Source organism: uncultured Bacteroides sp., from assembly GCF_910585845.1.
GTDB lineage: Bacteria > Bacteroidota > Bacteroidia > Bacteroidales > Bacteroidaceae > Bacteroides.
Map to the genome: position 1 here is coordinate 20,970 of NZ_CAJUHF010000005.1, position 24,716 is coordinate 45,685.

At 45.3% G+C, this 24,716-nt stretch carries 33 protein-coding genes, 1 tRNA gene and 1 pseudogene; 11 read left to right on the top strand and 24 right to left on the bottom strand.

Going from position 1 to position 24,716, the window contains the following annotated elements:
* The 10 genes and pseudogenes from QZ323_RS02510 (at nucleotide 1) to QZ323_RS02555 (ending at nucleotide 9,351) form a co-directional block, all read left to right on the top strand.
* Nucleotides 1–1,560, top strand: a complete 1,560-nt coding sequence (locus QZ323_RS02510; RefSeq protein ID WP_294632511.1) for a hypothetical protein — start codon at nucleotides 1–3, stop codon at nucleotides 1,558–1,560.
* 1 nt (nucleotide 1,561) lies between these two features.
* A complete protein-coding gene (locus tag QZ323_RS02515) occupies nucleotides 1,562–1,792 on the top strand; it encodes a hypothetical protein (RefSeq protein ID WP_005798272.1) in 231 nt (76 codons plus the stop codon).
* A gap of 10 nt (nucleotides 1,793–1,802) precedes the next feature.
* Nucleotides 1,803–2,222 (top strand): phage protein Gp36 family protein, encoded by a 420-nt coding sequence (locus QZ323_RS02520; protein WP_119958504.1) that lies wholly within the window; start codon nucleotides 1,803–1,805, stop codon nucleotides 2,220–2,222.
* Nucleotides 2,223–2,226: 4 nt separating this feature from the next.
* The gene (locus tag QZ323_RS02525) at nucleotides 2,227–3,537 is read left to right on the top strand and encodes a DUF935 family protein (protein ID WP_288871469.1); all 1,311 of its coding nucleotides are present in this window, start codon (nucleotides 2,227–2,229) and stop codon (nucleotides 3,535–3,537) included.
* Nucleotides 3,538–4,220: 683 nt separating this feature from the next.
* Nucleotides 4,221–5,000 (top strand): annotated as a pseudogene (locus QZ323_RS14435) (phage minor head protein); the annotation flags it as partial.
* 600 nt (nucleotides 5,001–5,600) lie between these two features.
* Nucleotides 5,601–5,834 (top strand): hypothetical protein, encoded by a 234-nt coding sequence (locus QZ323_RS02535; protein WP_271705040.1) that lies wholly within the window; start codon nucleotides 5,601–5,603, stop codon nucleotides 5,832–5,834.
* Nucleotides 5,835–6,215: 381 nt separating this feature from the next.
* Nucleotides 6,216–7,517, top strand: coding sequence for a reverse transcriptase domain-containing protein (locus QZ323_RS02540; RefSeq protein ID WP_294632519.1), 1,302 nt, complete (start codon nucleotides 6,216–6,218; stop codon nucleotides 7,515–7,517).
* Nucleotides 7,514–7,999, top strand: a complete 486-nt coding sequence (locus QZ323_RS02545) for a hypothetical protein (RefSeq protein WP_294632521.1) — start codon at nucleotides 7,514–7,516, stop codon at nucleotides 7,997–7,999. Before QZ323_RS02540 ends, QZ323_RS02545 begins: the two co-directional genes overlap by 4 nt.
* A gap of 203 nt (nucleotides 8,000–8,202) precedes the next feature.
* Entirely contained in the window at nucleotides 8,203–8,445 is a 243-nt protein-coding gene (locus QZ323_RS02550) for a hypothetical protein (RefSeq protein ID WP_234231052.1), read from the top strand.
* A 66-nt stretch (nucleotides 8,446–8,511) separates the two neighbouring features.
* Nucleotides 8,512–9,351 (top strand): DNA adenine methylase, encoded by an 840-nt coding sequence (locus tag QZ323_RS02555; protein ID WP_288871474.1) that lies wholly within the window; start codon nucleotides 8,512–8,514, stop codon nucleotides 9,349–9,351.
* A gap of 84 nt (nucleotides 9,352–9,435) precedes the next feature.
* Here QZ323_RS02555 and QZ323_RS02560 read toward each other — a convergent pair whose 3' ends face one another.
* The 15 genes from QZ323_RS02560 to QZ323_RS02630 all read right to left on the bottom strand — a co-directional run bounded on the left by QZ323_RS02560 (nucleotide 9,436) and on the right by QZ323_RS02630 (nucleotide 17,850).
* Nucleotides 9,436–9,870 carry a hypothetical protein gene (locus QZ323_RS02560; RefSeq protein WP_288871475.1) on the bottom strand — a complete coding sequence of 145 codons (435 nt, stop codon included), beginning with the start codon at nucleotides 9,868–9,870 and terminating at the stop codon, nucleotides 9,436–9,438.
* Entirely contained in the window at nucleotides 9,867–10,427 is a 561-nt protein-coding gene (locus QZ323_RS02565) for a phage virion morphogenesis protein (protein WP_008782239.1), read from the bottom strand. Before QZ323_RS02565 ends, QZ323_RS02560 begins: the two co-directional genes overlap by 4 nt.
* Complete coding sequence (locus tag QZ323_RS02570) at nucleotides 10,424–10,657, bottom strand: hypothetical protein (protein ID WP_117748620.1); 234 nt, start codon at nucleotides 10,655–10,657, stop codon at nucleotides 10,424–10,426. The genes QZ323_RS02565 and QZ323_RS02570 overlap by 4 nt, the downstream gene beginning before the upstream one ends.
* Nucleotides 10,658–10,911: 254 nt before the next feature.
* Nucleotides 10,912–11,580 (bottom strand): DUF3164 family protein, encoded by a 669-nt coding sequence (locus tag QZ323_RS02575; protein WP_117817375.1) that lies wholly within the window; start codon nucleotides 11,578–11,580, stop codon nucleotides 10,912–10,914.
* A gap of 18 nt (nucleotides 11,581–11,598) precedes the next feature.
* Nucleotides 11,599–11,781 carry a hypothetical protein gene (locus tag QZ323_RS02580; protein ID WP_005798303.1) on the bottom strand — a complete coding sequence of 61 codons (183 nt, stop codon included), beginning with the start codon at nucleotides 11,779–11,781 and terminating at the stop codon, nucleotides 11,599–11,601.
* Between the two features lie 6 nt (nucleotides 11,782–11,787).
* Nucleotides 11,788–12,282, bottom strand: a complete 495-nt coding sequence (locus QZ323_RS02585) for a hypothetical protein (protein ID WP_234241371.1) — start codon at nucleotides 12,280–12,282, stop codon at nucleotides 11,788–11,790.
* A 1-nt stretch (nucleotide 12,283) separates the two neighbouring features.
* On the bottom strand, nucleotides 12,284–12,556 hold the full coding sequence (locus QZ323_RS02590) for a hypothetical protein (RefSeq protein ID WP_005798305.1): 273 nt from the start codon (nucleotides 12,554–12,556) through the stop codon (nucleotides 12,284–12,286).
* Nucleotides 12,557–12,567: 11 nt separating this feature from the next.
* Nucleotides 12,568–12,864 carry a DUF4406 domain-containing protein gene (locus tag QZ323_RS02595; RefSeq protein ID WP_005798306.1) on the bottom strand — a complete coding sequence of 99 codons (297 nt, stop codon included), beginning with the start codon at nucleotides 12,862–12,864 and terminating at the stop codon, nucleotides 12,568–12,570.
* 1 nt (nucleotide 12,865) lies between these two features.
* Nucleotides 12,866–13,108, bottom strand: coding sequence for a hypothetical protein (locus QZ323_RS02600; RefSeq protein WP_005798307.1), 243 nt, complete (start codon nucleotides 13,106–13,108; stop codon nucleotides 12,866–12,868).
* 2 nt (nucleotides 13,109–13,110) lie between these two features.
* Nucleotides 13,111–13,737 (bottom strand): AAA family ATPase, encoded by a 627-nt coding sequence (locus QZ323_RS02605; protein WP_294632536.1) that lies wholly within the window; start codon nucleotides 13,735–13,737, stop codon nucleotides 13,111–13,113.
* On the bottom strand, nucleotides 13,737–14,615 hold the full coding sequence (locus QZ323_RS02610; protein ID WP_294632538.1) for an AAA family ATPase: 879 nt from the start codon (nucleotides 14,613–14,615) through the stop codon (nucleotides 13,737–13,739). Before QZ323_RS02610 ends, QZ323_RS02605 begins: the two co-directional genes overlap by 1 nt.
* A gap of 38 nt (nucleotides 14,616–14,653) precedes the next feature.
* Complete coding sequence (locus QZ323_RS02615; protein ID WP_288871490.1) at nucleotides 14,654–16,693, bottom strand: hypothetical protein; 2,040 nt, start codon at nucleotides 16,691–16,693, stop codon at nucleotides 14,654–14,656.
* A 9-nt stretch (nucleotides 16,694–16,702) separates the two neighbouring features.
* Entirely contained in the window at nucleotides 16,703–17,077 is a 375-nt protein-coding gene (locus QZ323_RS02620) for a hypothetical protein (protein ID WP_278531180.1), read from the bottom strand.
* 143 nt (nucleotides 17,078–17,220) lie between these two features.
* Nucleotides 17,221–17,613: a hypothetical protein gene (locus QZ323_RS02625; RefSeq protein ID WP_294632540.1), complete on the bottom strand. Its 393-nt coding sequence runs from the start codon at nucleotides 17,611–17,613 to the stop codon at nucleotides 17,221–17,223.
* A 21-nt stretch (nucleotides 17,614–17,634) separates the two neighbouring features.
* Complete coding sequence (locus QZ323_RS02630; protein ID WP_117615990.1) at nucleotides 17,635–17,850, bottom strand: DNA-directed RNA polymerase subunit beta; 216 nt, start codon at nucleotides 17,848–17,850, stop codon at nucleotides 17,635–17,637.
* A 133-nt stretch (nucleotides 17,851–17,983) separates the two neighbouring features.
* On the opposite strand from QZ323_RS02630, the gene QZ323_RS02635 reads away from it, so the two are divergent.
* Nucleotides 17,984–18,391, top strand: a complete 408-nt coding sequence (locus tag QZ323_RS02635) for a hypothetical protein (RefSeq protein WP_278531186.1) — start codon at nucleotides 17,984–17,986, stop codon at nucleotides 18,389–18,391.
* A 418-nt stretch (nucleotides 18,392–18,809) separates the two neighbouring features.
* On the opposite strand, the gene QZ323_RS02640 is transcribed toward QZ323_RS02635, so the two are convergent.
* The 9 genes from QZ323_RS02640 to QZ323_RS02680 all read right to left on the bottom strand — a co-directional run bounded on the left by QZ323_RS02640 (nucleotide 18,810) and on the right by QZ323_RS02680 (nucleotide 24,676).
* Nucleotides 18,810–19,052: a hypothetical protein gene (locus tag QZ323_RS02640; RefSeq protein ID WP_005798322.1), complete on the bottom strand. Its 243-nt coding sequence runs from the start codon at nucleotides 19,050–19,052 to the stop codon at nucleotides 18,810–18,812.
* A gap of 432 nt (nucleotides 19,053–19,484) precedes the next feature.
* Nucleotides 19,485–19,949, bottom strand: a complete 465-nt coding sequence (locus QZ323_RS02645; protein ID WP_294632543.1) for a biopolymer transporter ExbD — start codon at nucleotides 19,947–19,949, stop codon at nucleotides 19,485–19,487.
* Entirely contained in the window at nucleotides 19,949–20,542 is a 594-nt protein-coding gene (locus tag QZ323_RS02650; RefSeq protein ID WP_294632544.1) for a biopolymer transporter ExbD, read from the bottom strand. The genes QZ323_RS02645 and QZ323_RS02650 overlap by 1 nt, the downstream gene beginning before the upstream one ends.
* 44 nt (nucleotides 20,543–20,586) lie before the next feature.
* A complete protein-coding gene (locus QZ323_RS02655; RefSeq protein ID WP_294632545.1) occupies nucleotides 20,587–21,060 on the bottom strand; it encodes a hypothetical protein in 474 nt (157 codons plus the stop codon).
* Between the two features lie 5 nt (nucleotides 21,061–21,065).
* Nucleotides 21,066–21,869 carry a MotA/TolQ/ExbB proton channel family protein gene (locus QZ323_RS02660; RefSeq protein ID WP_294632546.1) on the bottom strand — a complete coding sequence of 268 codons (804 nt, stop codon included), beginning with the start codon at nucleotides 21,867–21,869 and terminating at the stop codon, nucleotides 21,066–21,068.
* A gap of 78 nt (nucleotides 21,870–21,947) precedes the next feature.
* Nucleotides 21,948–22,035, bottom strand: a tRNA-Ser gene (locus QZ323_RS02665).
* A 164-nt stretch (nucleotides 22,036–22,199) separates the two neighbouring features.
* On the bottom strand, nucleotides 22,200–22,979 hold the full coding sequence (locus tag QZ323_RS02670; RefSeq protein ID WP_294632548.1) for a TatD family hydrolase: 780 nt from the start codon (nucleotides 22,977–22,979) through the stop codon (nucleotides 22,200–22,202).
* The gene (locus tag QZ323_RS02675; RefSeq protein WP_294632550.1) at nucleotides 22,976–23,689 is read right to left on the bottom strand and encodes a hypothetical protein; all 714 of its coding nucleotides are present in this window, start codon (nucleotides 23,687–23,689) and stop codon (nucleotides 22,976–22,978) included. Before QZ323_RS02675 ends, QZ323_RS02670 begins: the two co-directional genes overlap by 4 nt.
* 12 nt (nucleotides 23,690–23,701) lie before the next feature.
* Nucleotides 23,702–24,676: a polyprenyl synthetase family protein gene (locus tag QZ323_RS02680; protein WP_294632552.1), complete on the bottom strand. Its 975-nt coding sequence runs from the start codon at nucleotides 24,674–24,676 to the stop codon at nucleotides 23,702–23,704.
* Nucleotides 24,677–24,716: the final 40 nt, after the last annotated feature.

Below are 24,716 nucleotides of genomic sequence, written 5' to 3' on the forward strand. Positions count from 1 at the left end.
ATGGCAACAGCAGCAGAAAAGAAACAGGCATACGAACAGTGGAAGGAACACTGTAAAAGAGTGCAGTCCATCACGGATACGGCTTTGCTCGCGGGCGAGACACCGGCACAAAAGGACAGGCGTATTCTGCGTCTGCAGGGTAACTATGCCGCATTCTGTGAATATTACTTCCCCCACTTTCTCACCTTGCGTGACAAAACCACCGGGGAAATCATACGTACCATCCACAATGCACCGTTCCATAATGCGGCAGCGGCTAAAGTAAAAGGCACACCCAACCTGAAGGCGGTGTTCATGTGGCCGCGTGGCCATGCCAAGTCCACACACATGGACATTTTTGTTCCGCTGTGGCTGATGTTCCAGCCCAAACGTCTCATCAACTTCATGGTGGTGGTCGGAAAAAGTGAAGACTCAGCCACACGTCTGCTGGGTGATATTCAGGCAGAACTGGAACATAACCAGCGCATCATTGCCGACTTCGGCAAGCAGCAGGGAAATGCTTCCTGGCAGGATGGGGAGTTCAAGGCAGCCAACGGGGTGAAATTCCTGGCTTGCGGACGCGGACAGTCTCCGCGTGGTCTGCGCGACCGGGAAGCACGTCCGGACTACATCGTCATCGATGACTTGGATGACGACGAATTGTGCCGCAATGAAAAACGGGTGCATGACATTACAGACTGGGTGAAAGAAGCCCTTTTTGGTGCACTGGATGTGGGCCGGGGGCGTTTTATCATGGTCGGGAACCTCATTTCTAAAAACTCGGTGCTGGCCAATCTCACCAAAACAAAAGGGGTACATGTATCCGTCATCAAGGCAATAGACAAGAACGGAGAACCGGTATGGCGCGAAAAATGGACGAAAGAGGAGGCGCAGGAATACAGGGATTTCGTAGGCTACCGGGCATGGGAAAAGGAGATGATGCACAACCCCATCGTGGACGGAACTATTTTTCGGGCAGACTGGATTCGTTACAAGAAACTGCCCAAACTGTCCAAGTATGAAATGCTGGTCTGCTATACCGACCCCTCTTTCAAATCGACCACCTCCAACGACTACAAGGCTTGCCGGCTTTGGGGCAAGATTGGGAAGGAACTGCACCTTATAGACTGTTACGTTCGGCAGGATACCGTTTCCGGAATGGTACGGTGGCTTTACGACCTCTACGAGCGTACACGCGATACGGCAGCCGTCCAGTTCTTTATGGAAGCGAACTTCATGCAGGATGTCATTCTGGATGAGTTTGAGGCAGAAGGGAAGCTGCGTGGATACCAACTGCCCATCATGCCGGACAAACGAAAGAAGCCGGACAAGCTCCAGCGAATCGAAGCGGTGTCACCATTATGGGAACGCGGTTTCGTATTCTACAATGAGAAGTTGAAAGAATCGCCGGATATGCAGACCGGAATCGAACAGACCTTGGCACTGGAGCGTGGCAGCCGTATTCACGATGATGCACCGGATGCCGACGAAGGAGCCATCTGGATGCTGCAGCGCAATTCAAGGCAGGAGAGTTTTCAACCAGTGTTCGGCAAAAGGCCGACCGCCAAAAATATATGGTAACATGATACAGCTGATTAAAAGAATGATTTTTGCATGGCGCTATAAACGTGCCGTTGCCCGTGCTTGCAAGTATGCCAAGCTCTACGGAAGAAAGTACTATGTCCTGTATATGGGCGGCAAACTGAAAGTTGTCCCCAAAAGGAATATCTGCGAACTGATTCACCGCCACCGTTTCCGCAAGGGAACCACTATCCGGGATATAGAAAAAATGGCATTGTTCATCACTAAATAAAAGTAAAGTCATGTTCATTACAGAAGAAGATTACAAAGTTGTCATCGGCGACAACGCATTGAAGGTCATCTCTCAGGTAAGCCCCAAAAACCGTGCCGATGCGGAAACGGTGGCTTTGGAGGAAATATCCGGCTATCTGCGTTCGAAATACGACTGTACGGCCATTTTCTCTGCACAGGATGAACAGCGTAACAAGCTCATCGTAACGTACGCCTGCGACATCGCACTCTATCACATGAGCGCGTCAGTTCCGCAGAAAATGGGAAGCGAGGTGCGCAAGGAACGCTACGAGCGTGCAATAAAAATGCTCGAGGGGATACAGGCCGGAAAAATTGTCCCTGATTTGCCCCTGGCTGTCGGAGAAGATGGGCTTCCGTCCGGAAATTCATTTGTTTACAGCTGTCAGAAGCAGCTTCATCATAACTGGTAGGACTATGGATATTAAAAACTTTTTCAGCGGTATGTTTTCCAGTAAACCGAAAAACGTACTGCAAACGCCATACGGCAATTTTAATCTGGCCAAGGGAAAAGACATCAAGCGGGTGCAGAAAATGGTCATCGACCTGCAACGCACCACCGATGCACTCACCCGGAAGGACATCAAGAACTGGCGCGATGCCTGGCAGTATGCCATCAATGTGGACAGCCCCAGCCGCCAGCGCCTGTACGACATCTACCGGGACGCGGAAATAGACCTTCACCTCTCCGGGTGTGTGGAACAGCGCAGAGGTTTTGTCATGGCACGTTCGTTCAGAATCGTGGATATGAAAGGGGATGAGAACGAGGAAGCGGTTCATTTCTTTGACCAGTCCTGGTTCAAGCAGTTCATGCGCTATGCCCTTGATTCAATCTACTGGGGGCATTCGCTCATCGAATTGGGCGACCTTTGCACTGACGGCGACGGCTACATCTGTTATTCGGATGTGAAGCTTATTCCGCGCAAACATGTCATTCCTGAGTACGGACGTGTCATAACCGACCTCGGGCAGGACTGGACTACCGGTATAGATTACCGCCAGCCTCCTTTTTCCGACTGGCTCATTGAGGCCGGCAGACCTGACGACCTCGGGCTGTATCTCAAGGCGGCTTCACAGACTATCCCCAAAAAGAACATGCTGGCCTTTTGGGATACCTTCGGGGAAATATTCGGAATGCCCATGCGTATAGCACGCACTACTTCGCGCGATCAGAAAGAGATTGACCGTCTCGACCAAATGCTGCGTGAAACCGGAACCGCCCTCTCTATGGTGGCAGGAATGGAAACCGAAATAGAGTTTGTGGAAAGCGGCAAGGGAGATGCATTCAATGTCTATGACAAGCGCATCGATCGGGCCAACTCCGAACTGTCAAAGCTTATCATCGGGCAGACGATGACCATCGAGGACGGAAGCAGCCTCTCACAGTCTGAAACGCACCTTGAAGTGTTCCAAAACCTTGTGGAAAGCGACTGTGATATGCTTCGGGATATAGTGAACAACCAGCTCATTCCGCGCATGGTGCGCCACGGGTTCCCTGTCAAAGGGCTGCGCTTTGATTGGGACTACTCCATTGACTACACACCCGAACAGCAGAAAGCCTACGAAGAAATGGTACTCCAGCACTACAAGGTGAAGCCACAGTACTTTGAGGAAAAATATGGCATTCCGTGCGAGGAGAAGGAGCCGAAGGAAGAGCCGGACCCGACAGAACCGAAAAAAAAGAAAGACGGCAAACCGGCTGAAACGCTGTCCCGTTTTTTCGACTGAGCCCCGATGATTATTCGGGGCTGCACCAGCGATATGCTAAAATCTTAGGCAGGAATTACTCCCATTTATCATTGTGCTTGAGCAAAAGCGAGGAAAACATCGAAACTTCAGCAAAGAAATGGGCAAGTGCTCTTAGTGACAAGACTGCAAAAGCTAAAGCAGAAGAAGCTGCGCGTATTATTTTAAGGCATGGCATAGAGTTACCTGTGATTAAAGAATCTGGCCGAATGAAGAAAAGGACGCTTGCACAATTCCGGAGTGACGGCACTCCAACAATAGAAGTCAATAAGAAATTAAACGATGATTTCTGGAAAAGAGACGCAAAATCTGTAGAAATAGGTTGGGCCGCACAAGATAATCCTATTCTGCACGAACTCGGTCATTACATTGATTTTATTTGCAATAAAGAAAAATATAATAAACAAAGCGAAAACAAAAGATTTTTCGGTGAAACAAAGTCACTGATTGAAAAAGAAGTCTCAATATATGCTGCTACAGACCAATGGGAATTGGAAGCTGAATTATATGCAGGAATAATGAGAGGAAAGGTCTATTCCAACAATGTATTAAATCTCTCACGGATTAGCCAATCTGACAATGATATAATTAAAAGGCTCCTTTCTTATGGAACCGGCCAAGATGTTTGTCTGCCAAGTGAAGACATTAGCAAACAATTCAAGAATATGATGAAAGTTTTTTTTCAGCAGGAAGGAAGTTCTTTTTCCATTAACATCATGGCAGACAAAGATGTGCAAAAAATGATAGAGACTCATTCTTCTGTCCTGAACGGATCATTCCGGCAGGTGGAAATGTCCGAGGCTATGCGCAAACGGCTGGAGCGCTCCAACTATGTATTCTCCGGGCTGAAGACCTTTCATGAACTGAATGAAGCCTTTCCCTCCTTGTTGGATGAGAACGGCAATAGAAAGACGTTCGAACGCTTTTTGAATGATGTCCGGAAGATCGACGAAACATACAATTCAAACTATCTACGGGCTGAATTCAACTTTGTACAGGCTTCGGCTGAAATGGCGGCCAAATGGGAACGGTTCATGCAGGACGGCGACCGCTATTATCTGCAGTACCGCACGGCCGGGGATGCAAAGGTACGTCCCACCCATGCGGAGATGGCCGGCATTACACTCCCGGCTTCAGACCCGTTCTGGGAAGAATTCTATCCGCCTAACGGATGGGGCTGCCGCTGTTCCGTAGTCCAGGTACGCAAATCCAAGTATCCGACTACGGATCATGAAGAGGCTATGGCAAGAGGAGAGTCAGCTTTGGAACTTGATAAGAAAGGTATGTTCCGGTTCAATGCAGGCATGGAACAAAAGACGATGCCCGACTATAACCCATACACCATCAAGCACTGTAAGGATTGCGACATAGCGAAAGGAAAACTGAAACTGGCAAAGAATCCTATTCCTGACAATGAACTCTGCGAGGCATGCCAGTTCATCCGTATTTGTGAAGAGAATAAGGGATGCTTTAATGATAAGCTATATGGCAATAGACTAAAAATCAGCAAGGATGCTGATAAAACGGAAGTACAAGACAATATTCGTGCTGCATACGCCATGCTCGAATCATTCCCGGAAATGGTTATAAAAGTCCGGGAGAACGTTTTAGAGCATGGGGTAAAGAACCCGGAATATATGATAAATGGTCTGATTGCAGACCGCAAAGGTATAGAATCTCCTAAAGGGATTCAGTCCGGATTCAAGAAAGCTATCAAGCAAGGTTGCCAAGTGGTTGTTATCGATTTGGATATGCACATGAAGGATAAAAAATTGCCTGTATCTGAATTGGCAAAATACATAAACTGGCGCTCTACAGACTTTGAAGAAGGCACAATAAAGGAATGCTATGTAATACATCAAGGCAAAGCGGTTAAAATAACAGCTGATGACAAAGGGAAAGATTCCATTGCGAGTATTATAGAAAAATTAAAGCCATGACATGAATCATGCCACAGCTTTAACTGCCCCACAAGCTTGAAGTTATCGCGCCCTTTCGGGGGTCTTGCTGCAAATATACAAAACAATTTTTAAAAACAAACCGTTATGAACAAAATTATCGAATTTCTCAAACAAAGCAACCGCTATAAACACCTTATTGGCGGTTTGTTGGTAGGCATTTTGGCCTTCACACCTTGGACAGCACTCTATGCTGCAGCTGTCGCTGCCTCCTGTCTGGAACTCAAAGACAAACTGAAAGGCGGACTTTGGGACTGGATAGACTGGTCTCTTACCGTCATCGGCGGCATATTGTCGGCCATATTTTGGTGGATAGTGTAATGATTTAGTTCATTTTGCCTGTTAAATCAGTAACTTTGTACCCGGCGGAGCTTCCCGATAGTCCGTGTGGTCTATCGCGGGTACAACAATGCGAACGCGAATGGCGGTGTATCGAATGCGAATGCGAATAACGATGCTTCGAACACGAATGCGAATGTCGGCTCGCGTCTGGAAATCTAATTAATCGGCGTACTGCACCGGGGACGTGTCCCCAATGCGGTGCCGAGGGAAGCAAGCCACAGCAACAGCACCCATTAGGGTGGAAAGCTGAAAAATCACGCGTCGGGTGGAGTTTGGTAGGCTGTTATCAGTTCGAAGAAGTCAGGCCCGGGGAAAGGAAGGCCCTTATCTTCCGTATTTACAAACCAACAGCAAAACCGTATGCGCAGGGAAGGATACATCATAGAGGAAATCATCGAATACTCCAATATGTCGGAGGCATTCGATGCCGTACTGCGTGGAACCGATCGTAAAGAGTCCACTCAAGGGGAAAAACTGCTTGCCCGTAGGGAGAAGGTTATATCCGAACTTACTGCTGCCATTGAAAACGGTTCGTTTCAACTTGGTGGATACCATGAGACGGGAATCAAAGAGTATGGCAAAAGTCGCATCCTGCAGATTTTATCCATGTATGACCGCATCGCAGTATATGCCGTAATGAACGTGGTGGACCGTCACCTGCAGAAACGCTATATCCGGACTACCGGGGCCAGCATTAAACGTCGTGGCACTCATGATCTGATGAATTGCATACGTACCGATTTGCAAAAAGACCCGGAGTACACGCTGTATGCCTACAAGTTTGACATCCGCAGGTTCTACGACAATGTGCGGCAGGATTTTGTTATGTGGTGCTTCCGCAGGGTGTTCAAAGACGAAAGGCTGTTGGTGCTGCTGGAGCGGTTCGTGACAATGCTGCCGGAGGGTATCAGCTTTGGACTGCGCAGTTCACAAGGAGCAGGCAACCTGCTTCTGTCTGTATTTTTAGACCACTATCTGAAGGACAGGTACGGGGTTCGTTATTACTACCGCTATTGCGATGACGGACTGGTACTCGGTAAAACGAAAGCGGAATTGTGGAAGATTCGTGATGTTATTCACGGGCAAATGGAGAAAATAGACTTGGAAATTAAGCCGAATGAACGGGTGTTCCCTGTAGAAGAAGGCATTGATTTCCTTGGCTATGTTATCCGGCCTGACTATGTGAGATTGCGGAAACGTATCAAGCAGAAGTTTGCCCGGAAGATGCACGAGGTAAAATCGAGGAAAAGACGGCGGGAACTGATTGCCAGTTTCTACGGCATGACGAAACACGCCGACTGTAATAAGTTGTTTAAAAAATTAACAGGCAAAGAAATGAGAAGTTTTAAAGACTTGAATGTCGCTTACAAGCCGGAGGACGGCAAAAAGCGATTTCCCGGAGTGGTGGTAAGCATCCGGGAACTGGTAAACTTACCGATTGTAGTGAAGGATTTTGAGACCGGTATCAAGACCGAGCAGGGAGAAGACCGCTGTATTGTGGCCATCGAAGTGAACGGCGAGGCAAAGAAATTCTTCACCAACAGCGAGGAAATGAAGAATATTCTCGCACAAGTGAAAGAAATGCCGGATGGCTTTCCGTTTGAAACGACCATCAAGACAGAGACCTTCGGCAAAGGTAGAACCAAATACGTGTTTACATGAGAAGAGTTGAAGGAAGTGCCGGTGTTTCGCTGATGGAATGCACGAACCCGGTTAAAGACAAATGGCGCATCCGCTGGGATGTGCAGGAGAAAGAGGACGGCTCTGCCTCCTACATGGAAGAGGAGTTTAACCATAAACCTACCGGCGAGGAAATTCGCACATTGATTATGTCCTGGTATAACAGCCAGACTGATGCAGCTATCCTGTCCGGATTCACCTATAAGGGTGCTCCTGTATGGCTTTCTGTGGCGAATCAGTACAATTATAAGGCAGCATACGATTTGGCCGTTCAGACAGGCGGAGAAACCCTGCCAGTGACATTTAAGTTTGGTTCGGATGAACAACCGAAATACCATACCTTTGATAATTTGGATGAACTGAAGGACTTCTATGTTCAAGCGGTCAGACACATCCAACATACACTGGCAGAAGGATGGAAAAGGAAAGATGTATTCAACTTGGAATTGTATCGGGTTGATTGAGTGAATTCCCCACGGGGGGAGGAATAAAAAAAGCCCCCGGCCTGTTAAATAGTCGTCTCACTTACCATTTAAACATAAAGCACCTCTTACCGGCACGACCGGGGGCAGATACCCTCGTTCGCCAGTAAGAGGCTTTTTTTATGTAAGCGCTATTCTGCGCAATGATAAGTGAGACAGTGCAAATGTACAAAATTTAACTGGATATGAAAGTAATTGAGATACTAAAATTGAACAGGGAGCTTTTAAAAACATGCCATTGCATGGGCATACGTCCCGATGATGTACAATATATAGAACTATATAATGAATATAACAAGTTGCATACCAATGGTGAAAAAGTGTCTTATATAGTAGCTGTACTTTCCCATAGATACGGAATCTGTGAACGCAAGGTGTACGACCTTATCAAACGATTAGGGAAGCACTGCACAATCGATACAGTGTGATTAATTCGCTGGAATGCTCTATATAGTTTGATAGATCTACATTTGCAGAAAAAAATGATTGAACGTATGAGAAAGATGTATCTGTCAGCCCCTCTCCCATTTGTCGGGCAAAAGCGCATGTTCGCCAAGGAATTCATGAAAGTGCTGGAGCAATATCCGGATGGAACATTGTTTGTTGACCTGTTCGGTGGCTCCGGACTGTTGTCTCACATTGCCAAATCCCTCAAGCCCCACTCTACTGTTATCTATAATGACTTTGATAACTACCGCTTCCGCATGAAGCACATTCCGCAAACGAATCAGCTGCTTGCAGACATTCGCGAAATAGTGGGAAATTCCGTACCACGTCATAAAATCATTAAAGGGGAACTGCGTGAACGAATATTAAGCCGCATCGAGCAGGAAGAAAAAACTACCGGATATGTGGATTTCATTACCCTCTCCTCCTCTATTTTGTTTTCCATGAAATACAAACTGTCTGTTCAGGATATGCGGAAGGAAGCTTTATACAACAACATACGTAAGACCGGCTACCCGGAATGTGCGGACTATCTTGAAGGGTTGGAAATCGTATCTTGCGATTACAAGGAAGTGTTCAACCGGTATAAAGATATTCCTGAGGTAGTATTTCTTGTTGATCCGCCCTATCTGTCCACTGACGTAGGAACCTATAACATGTACTGGAATATGGCCGACTACCTGGATGTGCTAAATGTACTGAAGGGACATTCATACGTATATTTCACTTCCAACAAATCTTCAATTCTGGAGTTGTGCGAATGGATAGGTAGAAATAGGGATTTGGGTAATCCTTTTGAAAACTGCACAAAGGTGGAATTCAATGCTCACATGAATTACAGCTCTTCTTACACGGATATGATGCTTTACAAGAAAGAGGCCGCCTGATGGCGTTTACTTTGCCTGTATTGAACAGAAAAGCCGCAGACGGTAATTTATACGTCCACGGCTTTTCCTTTCTAATAAAGACGACTATTGCATCCGCTTGATGGCCACACACTGGTACACCTCAATACTTTCCACAATCTCCTCATGGTTGTGATTGGTATCACTCTCCACCAGGTCCAGTTCCAGAAAGGTTTCCCCACTCAAGCCGGCAATCCGAGCATGAATCAGCCCGGGCAGGTCAAACACCTTCAGCGCATCTTCCTGCAGCTCACTTCCATCAGCACTCGAACCTTCCCAGTCTGTCACGATGTGCAGCTTGATTAAAGGTTCTGCCCGGTATTCCACACCGGGAACAATCGCATTCCACTGTATAGGGCAGAATTCCACAAAGACAGCCGGACGCTCCCAGTTCTCTTCCTGCTCGATGAACTCCACATTGTGGTTCCACAAGTCTATGTGCTTTATAAGGTCAATGGCCTTCAGTTCGCTGCAAAGCAGCCGATAAAGTTCTTTTCTCATTTTCTTATGATATTATATTCAATGGTGAAATACTCTGTTAGGTTCTCTTCTACAATCTCACGGACGGCTTTTTCCACTTCAGGCGATGTGCCGAGGAAACGGCGGCGGGGTATCTTGATGGTGCTTCCTTCTTTCTTTAAAGCCATGAACATCCAAAAATCGGCTTCTGTATCAAGCCGGGCATTTCGTTTGTCTTTCCGCAGTTTTCCGTCCTTCCTTCTCCCGAACGACCCGGTGGCCTCATAATACTTATGCCAGAAGAAACGCTTCATTCGCCCTGTCACCACTATTTCACCACCATCATTATGAATGGCCGCATAGGGCAGAGAAGTAAAGAAGGTAATGCTGTTTTCCGTCGTCCGACTCCCAATACTTTTCCGAAGCGCCCCGGTATCTGTCAGTATGGCTCTGCCTTCATCCCGGATGGGACTTTTCCGCCGCTGCCATTTCTCACTGAAAAAAGCCTGCCGCTCAAAGTTCTTGTCAAACTCATCGCTCATTTCCACCTGAATGTCTTTCAGTATCCGGGCCACTACTTTTTTAACGTCTTCGTTCATTCCCAGTCAAAGTTAAATTTCAATTGTACCGTATCGTCCGGCAAATCGTTTTTAGGGTCTGCGGACGCTTTAAGCATATTGTAGAACGTACGCTCACTAATAGCATACACAGGATATATGTACCGCCGCCATATTTCACGGTTCGGTACACCGTGACTGGCATAATGGTCATATATCCTGTTTACTTCTGCTACACGCTTCTGATAACTAACTCCGTGCCGCTTTCCCATATAGGTTTAATCGTTCATAGACGGTTCTACTTTAGGTTTATAGGGACGGATGTCAAGCGTCATTTTTGCGCTTACCATTACCCGGCCACTTCCTTCGCACTGTCTGCAGACTTCCTCAACGGTTTCTCTTCGCTTCTTTCCAAAGATCCGAGAGGGATATTCTACAACTTTCTTTACTTTACCTGTACCGTGACAAGTACGGCACAGGGCTACTTTCGGAGATTTCTCCACTTCTTGTATCATAGTTCTATAATTTATGATTCTGTCATTCCCAGCGGGATAGGTTTCCACATTCCGTTTTCGTTCTTGATTTCAGCACGGATGAACTGTTTGCTCACTTCCGGCTGGTAGGCTTCCTCAATGATGCGTACACCTTCAATGAAACGTTCATCTCCGGTTTCCATGGCCACTTTGCGAAGCTGCACAATGCGTGAAGCCTTCAGCGTACCCTTTGCATCACGGGCCAACAGACGAAGCACCATGCTCACCAGTGCCTTGGTCTTTTCATCTTTGGCCAAGCCTTCGATATATTCCTTCACAATGGCTATACCGTCTTCCACCGTGTCACGATAGCCGTCGGTCACATACACACCCAGCGTGATTCGTTTGTCGCCTTCACTGTTAGTAAAGGTATGGCTGCGCTGGTCATCCTTCACCTTGGTCTTGAAAAGGTCTGCCTTCATTTCCAGAATGGTTTTGAAGTTGTCCATCACAGTCTGCTTGCTTGCCTTGATCTGCTCACTGATGCCCAGCAGTACCGGAATGGAGTTGGCTATCTCCTCATCCACCATCTGTTTGTACATTTCGCGGTCATTCTTGGCTTTTTCCTCTGCCGCTTTCTTTGCTTTTTCTCTCTGGAAGGCTTCAAATTCCGCCTTTTCCTCTGCCGTCATTACCACGGTCGTTTGTTTCATTTCTTCCATGATTCTTGTTTTTTGGGGTTATTGGTTTTCATAATCCTGCATTTCAGGTTCATCTTCCATCAGCATAGCCTCTCCGTTGGCGTATGCCCAGTCAGCCAGTTCGCTATAAAACTCGGCTGCATCTTGCTTCTCCATATCAGAGGCAAGCAGGTTGATTTCCTTTTTCAGATTCTCTAAAATCTTTGTGTTTCTATTTTCCATATCCTATCAGTTTGCCGGAGCATCAGGGTCAATCTGAATGAGTGATACCATGCTCACGGGGTTAATCGTTTGCTTTTCTTTCTTGGGCTTCAAGCCGCCTTTCCGTTGTATGGACCGAAGCTTTACTGCCAGTTCATCCAGTTCGTCCACCGTAATCTGTCTGAACGCCTTGCCGACTATTCGGGGATTACTGCAGAAGTCATTGATTCGTGCCCAGTCGGATGTATCTATGCCCAGCTTCTGCATCAGGTTCAGACAGAGACTCCGTTTCCGCCGCAGCTCCTCACGCAGCTTCTGTCGCCATTCGTCTTGTCCGCTCAGCTTCTCCAGAGCCGTACAGCAGGCTTCATACTCCTTGGCTGTCATTTCCTTCAGACTGTCCGTCCGGTTCCACGTGTACTGCTGCACAATGCTTTTCTTGAATTCTTCCCGGTCTCCTGTACAGGGCAGCTTGTTGAACAATGCATAGAACCGGGCGAAATTGGTTACTTCCTGTGCCATATCATTTGCCATTAAGAATCATTTCACATTCAGTTGATTTGGTACTGACACGATAAATTATCTTATCCGTCTTCACTGATTTAGCTTTGTATTCAGCCTCAATTTGCCCAGCAAATATCTTTTTGAATTCAGCACCCATTTTAGAAAGTATTTCCTTGTTGTACTCCCCGCAAAATCCTATGCGTGAAGATTGGATTTCACGAATATTTCCTCTATATACCGTAGCAGTCAACGTCATCACCACAACACCGGTTTCCATTTTTATTTTTCCCATATCGACCATTTTTACTCAAACAATACTTTAATGCCACACGAACTGGCCACATCAAGTTCCAGTTTAGCACCTTTGCTCAGTTCCCAGTCCTTCAGCATATAGATATACTCACAATCCAGCAACAGGCGTATATCCGCCCGCATGTGCTCTCTCCAGTGCGCTTCATCCGGAAGTCCGTTTTTAAATGGATTCACCGGATTGAACCCCATAGCACGCAATCTGTTTTCAGCATCGAGGAACGCACCTTTGCGCTCATCGATATTGTAGTGGGCTATTGCCCCACTGATGTAAACTTTGTCTTTTTCCATATCACTTCTTTTTGATGTTGACTTTACAACTTGGATTCCATATCAGCACATTACGTGCAAACAAGACATCACCCGTTTCTATTACGACATGACCGGGCGTTTTCGCTCTTCTCACTTTCAGATCACTTTGGATGTTTCGCTCCAGCCAGTCATCCAACACTGCCCTGCTGGAACTTCCGTCCAGCAGAATCTGGAACACTTCCGTTCCGGTGTAGCTTTCAAAAGCCTTTTCGTTATTATCCATAATCACTTTGGTAAATTATTACTTGTTTGAATGATTCCGTCTTCCCATACCACATAATAGCTTCCTAGGTCTCCAATGGCGCGGCCTTGGCAATAAGCTTTATAACCGACCACTCGAATCTTCATATCACAGATATATTTCAATCTTACAGCACCGCCACCCATTGGCTGGCTCTTCTTTTCCTGGCTGATCCAGATGAAACATTTCTTCGGAAAGGTTTCCATCAGTTCCACAGCCTGCGGATAGTCCCATCCGGCCACCTGGAAGGAATCAATGATGATGAACTTCGGGCTTTTCGGTTTTTTCAGTCTGGCAATCACTTCCTCCAGACTGCCTTCTGTCACCACGCGAAACTTACCCTGCACCTCATTCATCTTCAAGTACTCCATACGCCGTTGGAAACTTTGGTTGATTTTCTCTTCGTAACTCATGTACAGCACCGGCCCATAGTTACACAGTTCCTTTCCAAGCTGCATTACAAAGCTGCTCTTCCCGCTGGCACTGGCACCACTGATGAACCACGAAGCGTTCTCTGCCGGGAACCCGAAAGGTTTGCTCCATTTCTCATTCCACGGCAGAGTAACCCATTTCTTGGCGGCTATTTCCTTCGGACTGTACGCACGCTTCATTATTCCGCTGTCATTTTAAGTTTTTCAATCTCAGTATAAACTCTTCTCAAACCACCGCGTGTCTTCCGTACAATCTGGGCTATATCAGCACCTGCTGGGGCATTTACCTTGGCCACAATACGTGCCTGGTTGTTCAAGAACTGTTCGCGCTCCTTGCCATCATCCGGAGTCACCTTGCTGTAACGGTCACCATAACGGCTCAACATTTCGGTATAGCCCACCTTCTTACATTCTATGGACCGGTTGATTTTCTCTTTCAATCCGTCTGCCCCCATCATATACCAGGCGCAGCAGCGCTCAGTGGCATTCCACAAGGCCTTCAGTTCAAGGAAAGCTTCATACTGCAGGTCGCCTGCTTCATCGAGGATGATAAGCGGGGTTTCCATAGAACGGAGGTAATATACCAGGTCTTCATACACATCAGAATACTTTCCCTTACTGTCCACACCAAACTCTGCAGCAATCTTGCGTACCAGCTTCAATTTGGTCTTTACCTGCGAGCAGTCGATATAAACGGCATTCTTGTGGCTCTGCACATAACAACGTGCCGTGAAAGTCTTGCCGATATTGGGCATGTCGCACAAGATACCCGACAGGCTGGACTGCTGTGAAAACTCCAGCTGGGCTGTGATATATTCAAATGTCGGGGTCTTGGCTGCTTTCCATTCCATTTCACCACGGAGGTTTACCCCTAATTTGCGGGCAATGCTTATCCAGTTGGCATCGCTCAGGGCTTTGTCTGTCTGTCCGTTTTTGATTGCACTGTACACAGACGTACTGATGCCCAAAGAGGCAGCATGCTTGGCATCACTGGGATAGTTCACACGGTTGCCGGCTATCGCTACTATAATCTTCTGTTTTTGCGCTTCTGTAATCATAATTCTAACGCTGTTTTAATGTTGTTCTAATTCTGTTCTTACATATCACTGATGGCTCTCATTGCCTCGCTTATTCCGGAGTGCCATTCATAATCAGATTCCGGATCTGCCGACAAATCGGCTGGCAAATCATCGGATAGTTCCACCGGGGGAAGTTCCAGTTCCTCTTCCGGATCATCCGTTGGCTGATCGGGTGTACCGGTGCCCACCTTGCCGATGGCGTGGTCATTGAGGTATTTGCCGAAATGACTTACAATCTTAGCCTGCTCTGTATAGGCTACCCGGTCTTCTTCGGTCTGTTCTGCCATCACCCGGTTGTAAGTCACTACCGGACGAACCTTGTCAAGGTAGCGGTCGTTCTGGTACAGGAAGACATCCGTAGGCTTGCCCTCTTCATCCGGCAGATAGTAAGCCGTCACCTTGCGGTTGTTTGGTTCCAGCTGCTCCAGCACTTCCGGACCGCTCAGCCACCAGTCCGCATTTGCCACACGTACTGTGGAATTTCTACGAATACTGGTATCTACCTTTTCTCCGATATATCTGCTCAAGGTCAGTTTATCAAGCGGTCGAAGGGTCGGATTGATTTTGGCTACGAGCACATCCCAACGGGTCATTCCGGGATATTTCTTTTGATTGGGGTGAAGCGTATTGTTCCATTCTTCACAATCGCGACGGTCATCCGCCACAAGCTCTTCAAACGTATAATACTTTCTGTCTTCCCAGGTGTGGTTGCTGCTGTCGCTCACTTTCTTCTGGTCCACCCGCCGTGCACCCTTACCATACCAGCGGCCAATGCCTTCATGGTTCTTATGTGCTATGGTTGTCTTGAACACACCGTTCAGAACTTCAGAATATTTCTCCTGTGAATTCTGTGGAGCACAGAAATGCACAAACTTAAATACCTCACCTGCCTTCAGAAATCCTCCTTTATACTTGCTCATCAAGTGCTGCTCCACCTCAATACCGGCTGGAATACCCCATCCGTTGCGTTCGATGAGCCGGAACATATCACGGAAACAGTCCACTACCAAGGCATCATCCTTATCCCGTCCGTAGGCCAGCCCGATACGGCACTGGCTCACCACATCATAGGCATAATAGGCATGCACATACTCGCCGCCTTTCATCCGACGCGGCAAATCCACGTCATCCATCGTAATTTGTGACAAAGAGAACTCACCACCATGGCGGTGCATGTGCGGCATTTGCTCATGATAGAATTCCATACGCCCACGCAAGGCTTTCTCTATCAGCAGCTGGTTTGCCGGGTTGTTCAGAATGTTCCGGATAGTGCTTTCGCTCAGTTCTTTCGGTTCCCCGTTCTTATCCGTAAAGTTTTCCGGATTGAATATCTCTCCTGTTTCCAGATCCCATACTTCCAGCTCACCGCATACAAACGACAGATACATTTCATGCACATCACTGCCGTATGGTTGGTTGGGAAGTACTTTCAAACTCATCACCAGGCGTTCGTCCATATGAGTTACCTTCCGTTTGTTCTGGTTGCCGAATTTTCCGGTTATCAGACATTCGTAACCATACTGCTTGTATTCGTTCACTTTCTTGCGGAAACGCAGGGTACTGGCAGGAAGGTCATGACCAAAGTCTTTGCGTAAGGTCTCGATGGTAGTGGCCATCATGTCCCAGTTATATTTTTCACCCATCAGTTTGCGGTAATCATTGCTTCTGTTATAAAGCTTGATACAAGTATTCAGAACTGAAGCATTCACCGCATATTTCCGGGCAAGTTCGTCTGTAGCTCTGTTGCTGGAAGAATGGGAGGCCCAATCCAAGAAATAAGCTACTGCAGCCTGATCCAGCACATAGTTTGATAGTATCCAGTGGCGGAGTGCCTGCTCAGTTCCACCGGGGTTATCTTCCTTCACCCGCTCCAGACACTCGGTAGGCAGACTATTGAGGGCGACCAACGCGCAATTTCCAGCAGCACCTCCACCACGGCGCACCACCTTGATACGGCCACGGTTCACCCAATTGTCATAACAGGACTTGGTGATATAGCCTTTATCTATGAGCTCGCGTGCAGAAATACACTGTATGTTACCGTAATACACCAACATAGCCACCTCCTATCTCAATGCCGATGCAAACGCTTGGATTTGGTTAATATCAGCAACCATCACATGCTCGTAAGTCTTCACCGTTTCCCCCTTGAAAATTACCTGCCCACTGCCGTCTTTACGGTCAAGCTCTATTAAGGCACCGTTCGGACAGTACTGATGCATCACATTGTCATAATCATGGAAAGTCTCTATTTCCGGAATAACAACCATCACAATACCGCCACGATCCATGGCCAACTTACGAATCTTTGCAGAAAGTTCGGAGTTGCCACGACGGTCATCAAACCGGATAGCGTTATAAACAGTCTTCTCTGTCACGTTGAGCGCCTTTGCGATAAAGTCGCGGTCAGCTTTCGTAATGTGAATGTACCTCTTGTTCATATCTCACTTATTTTAATGATTAATATTGGAGGGAGTCCGGGGAATCGAACCCCAGCGCAAGAACCATGCACTCCCGTGTGTCTTTCCACACCGTCACCCGTCTCTTAACGCCTTCCGGGTTGTCACGCTGGGTTATCCTGAATCTATTTGCCTTGTTCCTCTATCATCGAAAGGACAATCTTTCTGTCTTCATCCCAAAGCGGAAGCCCCAATTCGATGGTCCGTTTCACCACTTCCACCTCACCGGCCAGCCTTACCGCTTCTTTGCGGAAATCGGTATCGTCATACGCATGTGCCTTGCCAATCAGAAAGTCGGTCAGGCTGTCGATAACTTCCTTTTGACGTTCACATTTCATTTCATAGTTCAGCACTCGTACATGAACATCGCGGATAATCCGGCTGTCCCCATGTTTCTTGAAATCTTTGCAGAACTCATCCTTGTTCATCGAAGTGTTCAGATAAACCGCACAGATGTAATCAAAATCCTCTACTGTAGGGGTTATCCCCGTCCGTTCCATAAATTCTTGCTGTGTCATAAACTCACTTATTTTATTGTATTACTCTGCATCTTCAATTTTGAAAGAAAAGCACTTATCCGCCAATACTCTTTTTACAAAGTCTAAGTCGTATCTATCAGCCGAAAAGAAAACTGCCTGATAATCTACACTGGGATAAGCCTTGATTGCTGTTGTATCTACCATCTTCTTGACCAGCCCGTAAAGAGTTTCGGCGGTCTCAGCTGTTGCTTGGGCTATAATTACTTTTGCTTTCATTTTCTTTAATCCTTAAAATTCGCTAATCACACGCCTTTTTTGTATATTTGGCGCGGTGTTCCTTTTTGAACACGCTGCAAATATATAGAATATTTTCGACACCAAAAAGTTTTATGTAGATAATTTACGATTTATGGCGAACATTTCCGACAGGATTGCAATCCTAATTAAAGAAAAAGGTATCAGTACAAGGGCGCTTGAACAAGCTATTGGGTGCTCAAATGGAGTAATTTCAAGATGCATTAGCAAAGGGACAGATATATCAAGTTTATGGGTGTCGAAAATTATCGAAATACATAATGATATAAACCCTACCTGGTTACTTACAGGGAAAGGTGATATTTACTATAATACATCATCTACAACAACACAAACAACCGAACTCTCCTCTCTCCTTGCCTTAATTCGCGAAAAAGAAGAAATCATCAGGGAACAAGATAGAGAAATCGGACGCTTAGAGGAACGAATCCGGCAAATGACAATCGAAAAGGAAAAACATGTATCGGATGCGTCCATTTCCGGTACTGCAAATGTCGGGTAGGCGGATTTACTGTTACCATACACCGGTGATGGGAAACGAAGCGTACCCCCTATCACCCCCCATGATGTCCCCCTCCCAAGCAATCCCCCTCCCCTACCTTCATATATGGGTATAAAAACACTGATATTTGGGCATTTAAAAACTAAAGCGTGAAAAATGATAGGTTTTTAGGGGGGGGCTATTAAATAAAAAACAAGGGGTATTTTTAAAATTATAGTATTTTAGTACGTCTGTATCGCACACCGCCAAAACCCTATTTTGAATGTCCAGTTCTATAAAAGTGAATGTCCACTTTTAATGCCCACCTGAATGTCCAGCATCAAAAAAGACCGATTTAAAGCACAAAAAAAGGGAGGTATAACCACCTCCCCACACCGGATCATTCTAAAGCCATTTTTATTGCGTTTTTGGCCGCTTATTATTCGTCTGACACATTTCCACTACGCCCGCAAGAAATGAGCGTAGATTGCTTTATTATAGCCTTTTTGGTGCATATAGTACCGTTTCCGGACAATCCTGCATGCAGCAAATAATTCTTCGTTGCACCCACCTGCTCAGCTGTAAAAACGGTATAAACCGCCGAAATGCTGCTGAAATACCAATCTTTCCGCTTTGTTCCTTCTATTCCGTGCGTCAAATGCACATGTATTACCTTTGCCATACTAATAATATTTTGGCACAAATATACCAAATAACTATTATATGGAATAATTGAAGCAACATTATATCAAATAATCAAGCACAAAAAAAGCAGCCGCAGCTGCCATGCACTCCCCCACCCGAATCAACCATGTAAGCCCTATGTAAACCCAATTAAACCTATCTGCAAATCTGTATGCCTAAAAAGCACCTAAATGTAGCTGCAAATTAAACCCACGTAAACGTTTCGTTTTGCAGAGCCATCCACTCACATTTTGCACAACCTTTTGTATATCAATAGGTTTGATGCCTTTTTTCTCCCAACCCTCAATATACGTTTCGTTCTGTGCCCCATAAATCAGCCCCAAAACAACAAACTAAAAAGCATAAAAAAACAAAGGGTGTCCGTTTCAACGGACACCCTTCATTCTATTTAGATAATTCATTTAACTTCTTACTGACGAGACTGTGCAGAATAGTTAATCTTCAATGCATAAGCTTTACGAAGAGCTTCTTTGATATCTGTTACAATACCCATCTTCGTATCTTGATCCACCTTCAAAGATACAGTCATCTGCGGTTGGTCTTCTTCCTTCATACTGGCACGTTCACCAATAATGTAGTCTTGAATTTCAGCAACTTCAGCATAACTGTCATTCAATTGGATACGACTTTCATTACCCAGTTTCTTACGGAACTCGGCAGTAGGCTTTCCTACATAGATAAACGTAACCAAAGACTTCTTTTCCAGCTTTTCCAATTCAGTAGCTTGCGGAACCTTAAACTCAACCTTCAACGTTACCTCACGCATAGTCGTTACAATCATAAAGAAGAACAACAGAGTGAAGATAAGGTCAGGCAGAGAAGAAGTATTCAATGCAGGCATCTCACGTTTTCCTGTCTTATTAAATTTTCCCATTACTTCTTTTCTCCGTACTTTTTAGGTTCTGCCTCAGAAATCTTCTGAGGATAAATTTCACGAACTGCTTTTTGTTGGTCTTCATCCAATGCAGCGTAATCTTTTCCCCACTTTTCCTGAGCTAATTCATCTCTCAACTCATTGTAAGCAGCTACCAGCTCGTTTTGAACGGCCAAATAGGCTTTATAGGACGAAGTACGGTCGCAACGCAAAGAAACTACATGCTTTTCCGTAACCTGTACAGCGCCAAAGAATTGAATTTCCTTTGTATGCTTTTCCGGTTTAGATTCATCATTATACGGGTTAGCAATGAATTCTTTTGCCATAGTTCTCAACTGATCTACGTTAACATATTCTCCATTAGCCATCAACTGGTCGTTCATGTTCAGGAAAACAGTCATAACGTTACGCTCCTTGACTTTATCCGAATCATCCTTATGATCTTCTGTCTCAGGCGGCGGTGGCAAACGCCGAGCCAAACCACGGTCCGTATCCATAGAAGTCGTAATCAAGAAGAAGATCAGCAACAAGAATGCGATATCCGCTGTTGAACTTGAGTTAACTTCAGGACATTTTCTTTTTCCTTTTGCCATTTTTCTTTTCTTTTTTAAAAGGTCTATTTACAAACCTTTAGTTGTTATGACAATTTTTTCTTAATAGCACCCAACATCATGCACACAATGGCAACAACGAAGAGTGTATAAAGAGAATAAAGGAACATATCAGTTGCCTGTGCCCAAAAACCTACGTTATCGGAACGATCGTAACTGATAATTTCCAACTTCTCGGGGCTACCCATAAACCATGTAATGGCAAGCACGATAATTGAACCGGCCAATACATAGAGAGAACCCATAGAAGCCTTCGGGTTACTAACCAAAAAGTGGAAGAAACTGATGACTGCAGATACTGAAACAATTGCAAAGAAAGCATAGTTCAAATAAAGTAAGGCATCAGTATAAGCAGGTTGCCACATTTCCGGATCAACCCCCATCATTACTGCATCGCCTTGGGCGTCTCCACCGAAGAAGAACAGACCCAATACTACTATAATAGCAGCAAATAAGGCGTACAGTACATAGTATGATAATTTATAAGATAACTTAGCCATTTTGATTATTTTTTGTATTTCAAGTTATATTTGATAACCATATCCAACAGAGAGATAGAAGAATCTTCCATTTCGCTGGTCAAAGCTTCAATCTTAGACAGAATATAGTTGTAGAATACCTGCAGAACCAAAGCAGCGATCAAACCGAAGATAGTAGTAATCAAAGCGACTTTCATACCACCTGCTACAACCGTCGGAGAGATATCACCTACCTGTTGGATCTTATCGAATGCCTGCACCATACCGATTACAGTACCCATAAATCCCAAAGACGGAGACATGGCGATAAACAGTGTGATCCAAGAGCAACCTTTTTCCAAGTAACCAGCTTGTACACCACCGTATGATACTACAGACTTTTCTACTACATCGATACCTTGATCAATTCTCATCAAGCCTTGATAGTAGATAGAAGCGATAGGACCTCTTGTGTTACGTGCGATGTCTTTAGCAGATTCAACGTCACCTTTCTCTAAAGCAGCTTCGATAGCAGCCATAAATTTCTTAGTATTGATTTCTGCCAAGCTCAAATAAATGATACGTTCGATACAGAATGCGAGACCGATAACCAATGCGATAGCTACCAAACTCATGAAAGATGCAGTACCTTCAATAAACTTTGTTTTCAATTCTTTGTGAATACCGCCTTCTTCAGCATCTACAGTAGCAGGAGCAGCATTGTCAGCTACAGCTGCAGGAGCAGCTTGTTCTGTTTGTTCAGCTGCAGGAGCGTCTTGAGCCTGAGCAAGTTGAGTTGAGCCAAATGTCAAGGCTCCCATCACAGCAACAATTGCAAATAACTTTTTCATTGTGTGTCTAATTTTTAAGATTAATTAATTAAATTATTTATTGTATTTATTATTGTTTTTTCTTCCCTATTTATTTTGCGGAGAGACGGGGATTCGAACCCCGGATACCCTTTAGGGGTATACACGCTTTCCAGGCGTGCCTCTTCAACCACTCGAGCATCTCTCCAAAAAAGGATCTCTTTTCTAAAACGGCTGCAAATTACAAAAAAAATACGAACCGCCAGCGTTTTCTGCTACAAATGTATTCTTTTTTTCGTTCTTGCCATCCATTCTTCCCGTTTTATCTTTAATAAAATCTCAAAATTAATAAACTTTAAAATCTTTGCAATGTTATTTGAGCATTCCAAACACTTTTAAAGCATTCTCTGAGGTGATTTCTCCCACGGTTTCCGGTGACATCCGATATACTTCGGCAACCTTTTTCAAAGTATCCTTTACATTGGCACTTTCATTCCGTTTGCCACGATTGGGCACGGGAGTCAGATAGGGTGAATCTGTCTCCAGCACGATTCTTTCTATGGGTATCTCCAGCAAAACTTCCGGCAGATGGGATTTCTTGAAAGTGACCACACCATTTATCCCGATAGAGAAACCAGAAAACTCCAACATTCGAACGGCTTCTTCCGCGCTACCCGTAAAACTATGAAAAATGCCTTTCAAGGCGCATCCTTTATAGGGTTCCAATACCTTATATATATAATCAAAAGCGTCACGGCAATGAATCACTACTGGAAGGTTATATTCTAATGCCCAACCGATCTGTTTGTCCAATACAAACTGCTGTTCTTTCAAGAATGTCTTGTCCCAATAAAGATCCATACCGATCTCTCCGATGGCAACATATCCCTTGGAAGATTTCAACTCGCGAGCCACCACTTCCAGCTCTTCCATATAATTGGAATTTACCGAAGTAGGATGCAGTCCAATCATCGGAAAACAATATCCCTTATAGTCGTTGCACACCGCAACCATTGCATCAACCGTTGTGCTATCAATGTTTGGCATAAATATATGGGTCACGCCTGCGTCACGCGCCCGCTCTATCACTTGTGGCAAATCTGTTGAAAATTCCTCTAAAAAGAGATGTGAGTGTGTATCTATCAATCTCATTCGTTTAATTCTTCTTTTTGTTTTTCACCGGTACGATAGTAATAGATCACCCCGTAATCACGGCATAAGTCCAATCGTTTCTCATTCGGAAAAACGGTCTCGAATTTTTTCTCCACCTGATTCCAAATATCCAATATCAACTCATCGGCAGTAGTACGCATAGCGGCAAGAGTCTCCAAACTACGCGCAGTCAAGTTTTGCAGATTCTTTTGCTTGTCGTAACTGTCTACAAAGATATCATAATGTACCCTAACCTTAGCAATGGTAGGATTGTAGATAGGGATTCCACCTTGCGAAGTTCGTCTGACCTCTCCATCAATGATTTTCCTTCCCCACTCTATCAGGGTTAGTTCAGTAGACAAGTCCGGCACATTTGTACTGTCGGCCGGCAAACCATAATATGCCTTATGTGCCACACGCAACTCCGATCGGATCACGGCCAGATTCAGCACCTGAATGAAATGAGATATATACAGGCGCGCCATTTTCACATTAGCCTGATGCTTGCGCCCTGCCTGAGACTGCCGTTCAAAGCATTGCGCATAATAGGTTTGGGCAGCTTCAAATCTTATCAGAAAATTCCGGGCTTCAGTCAATGTCTTCAAAGAAACAGGCAAATCATAAAGATTGGAAGTATCCTGTTTAGAAACCACTGCTTTCAACGCCCGTATCCTCGCCTGGTCTGTATTTGGTAATCTTCTATAAGGCATATTTTCCTAAAGCTACACTTCCCGATACATCAAATTATCGATTATCTTTTTCAGTTCCTCTTTCTTTTCTTCGGCAATACGGACGGCAGCCAGACTTTCCATTGCACGGGCACTATATTCCGACATTTTATTCTCGCAAATCTCTTTCACACCAATCTGATTATAGAGGTTTGTGACAGCAGCGATTTTCTCATCCGGCTGAAAGTCCTTTGCATTTATCCAGGTGTCCAGTTGTTCCCGTTGGTGGGAATCAGCATGTTCCAGCGCTTTTATCAGCATATATGTCTTTTTATTGCAGAGGATGTCTCCACCGATATTTTTTCCGAACACTTTCGGATCACCATATACATCCAAGAGGTCATCTTTCAACTGAAAGGCCACACCGATATGCATTCCAAAATCATACAAACGTTCGGCATCTTCATCGGAAGCCCCTCCCAAACGGGCACCGATCTTCAGACTGGCAGCCAATAAGACCGCAGTCTTCAGACGGATCATTTCCAGATATTCTTCCTCCGTCACATCGTTTCTCTCCTCGAACTCCATATCCATTTGCTGCCCTTCGCATATCTCAAGGGCTGTCAGACTGAACAGAGCCATCACCTCTTTCAGAAAAGCCTGAGGGCATTCCGCCATAAACTGATAGGCAAGTACCAGCATGGCATCTCCCGAAAGAATAGCCGTATTATCATTCCAAACCTTATGCACCGTTTCTTTTCCTCTACGGCGATCGGCACGATCCATCAAATCATCGTGCAAAAGAGTATAATTATGATAGACCTCAATACCAGTGGCAGGAGCATAAATGCGGGTCACATCCTCCTGATACAGATTATATGCCATCAACATCAATACCGGACGGATTCTTTTTCCACCCATAGACAAGACATATTCTACCGGTTCATACAGACCTTTAGGAGTACGCGTAAATTGCAAATCGGCAATATGAGCATTAAAGTTATCGAGGAGCTCGGAAGCTGTAAACATAATGATAATAAAAAAATTAAGTAGGAGAATAGATACAATA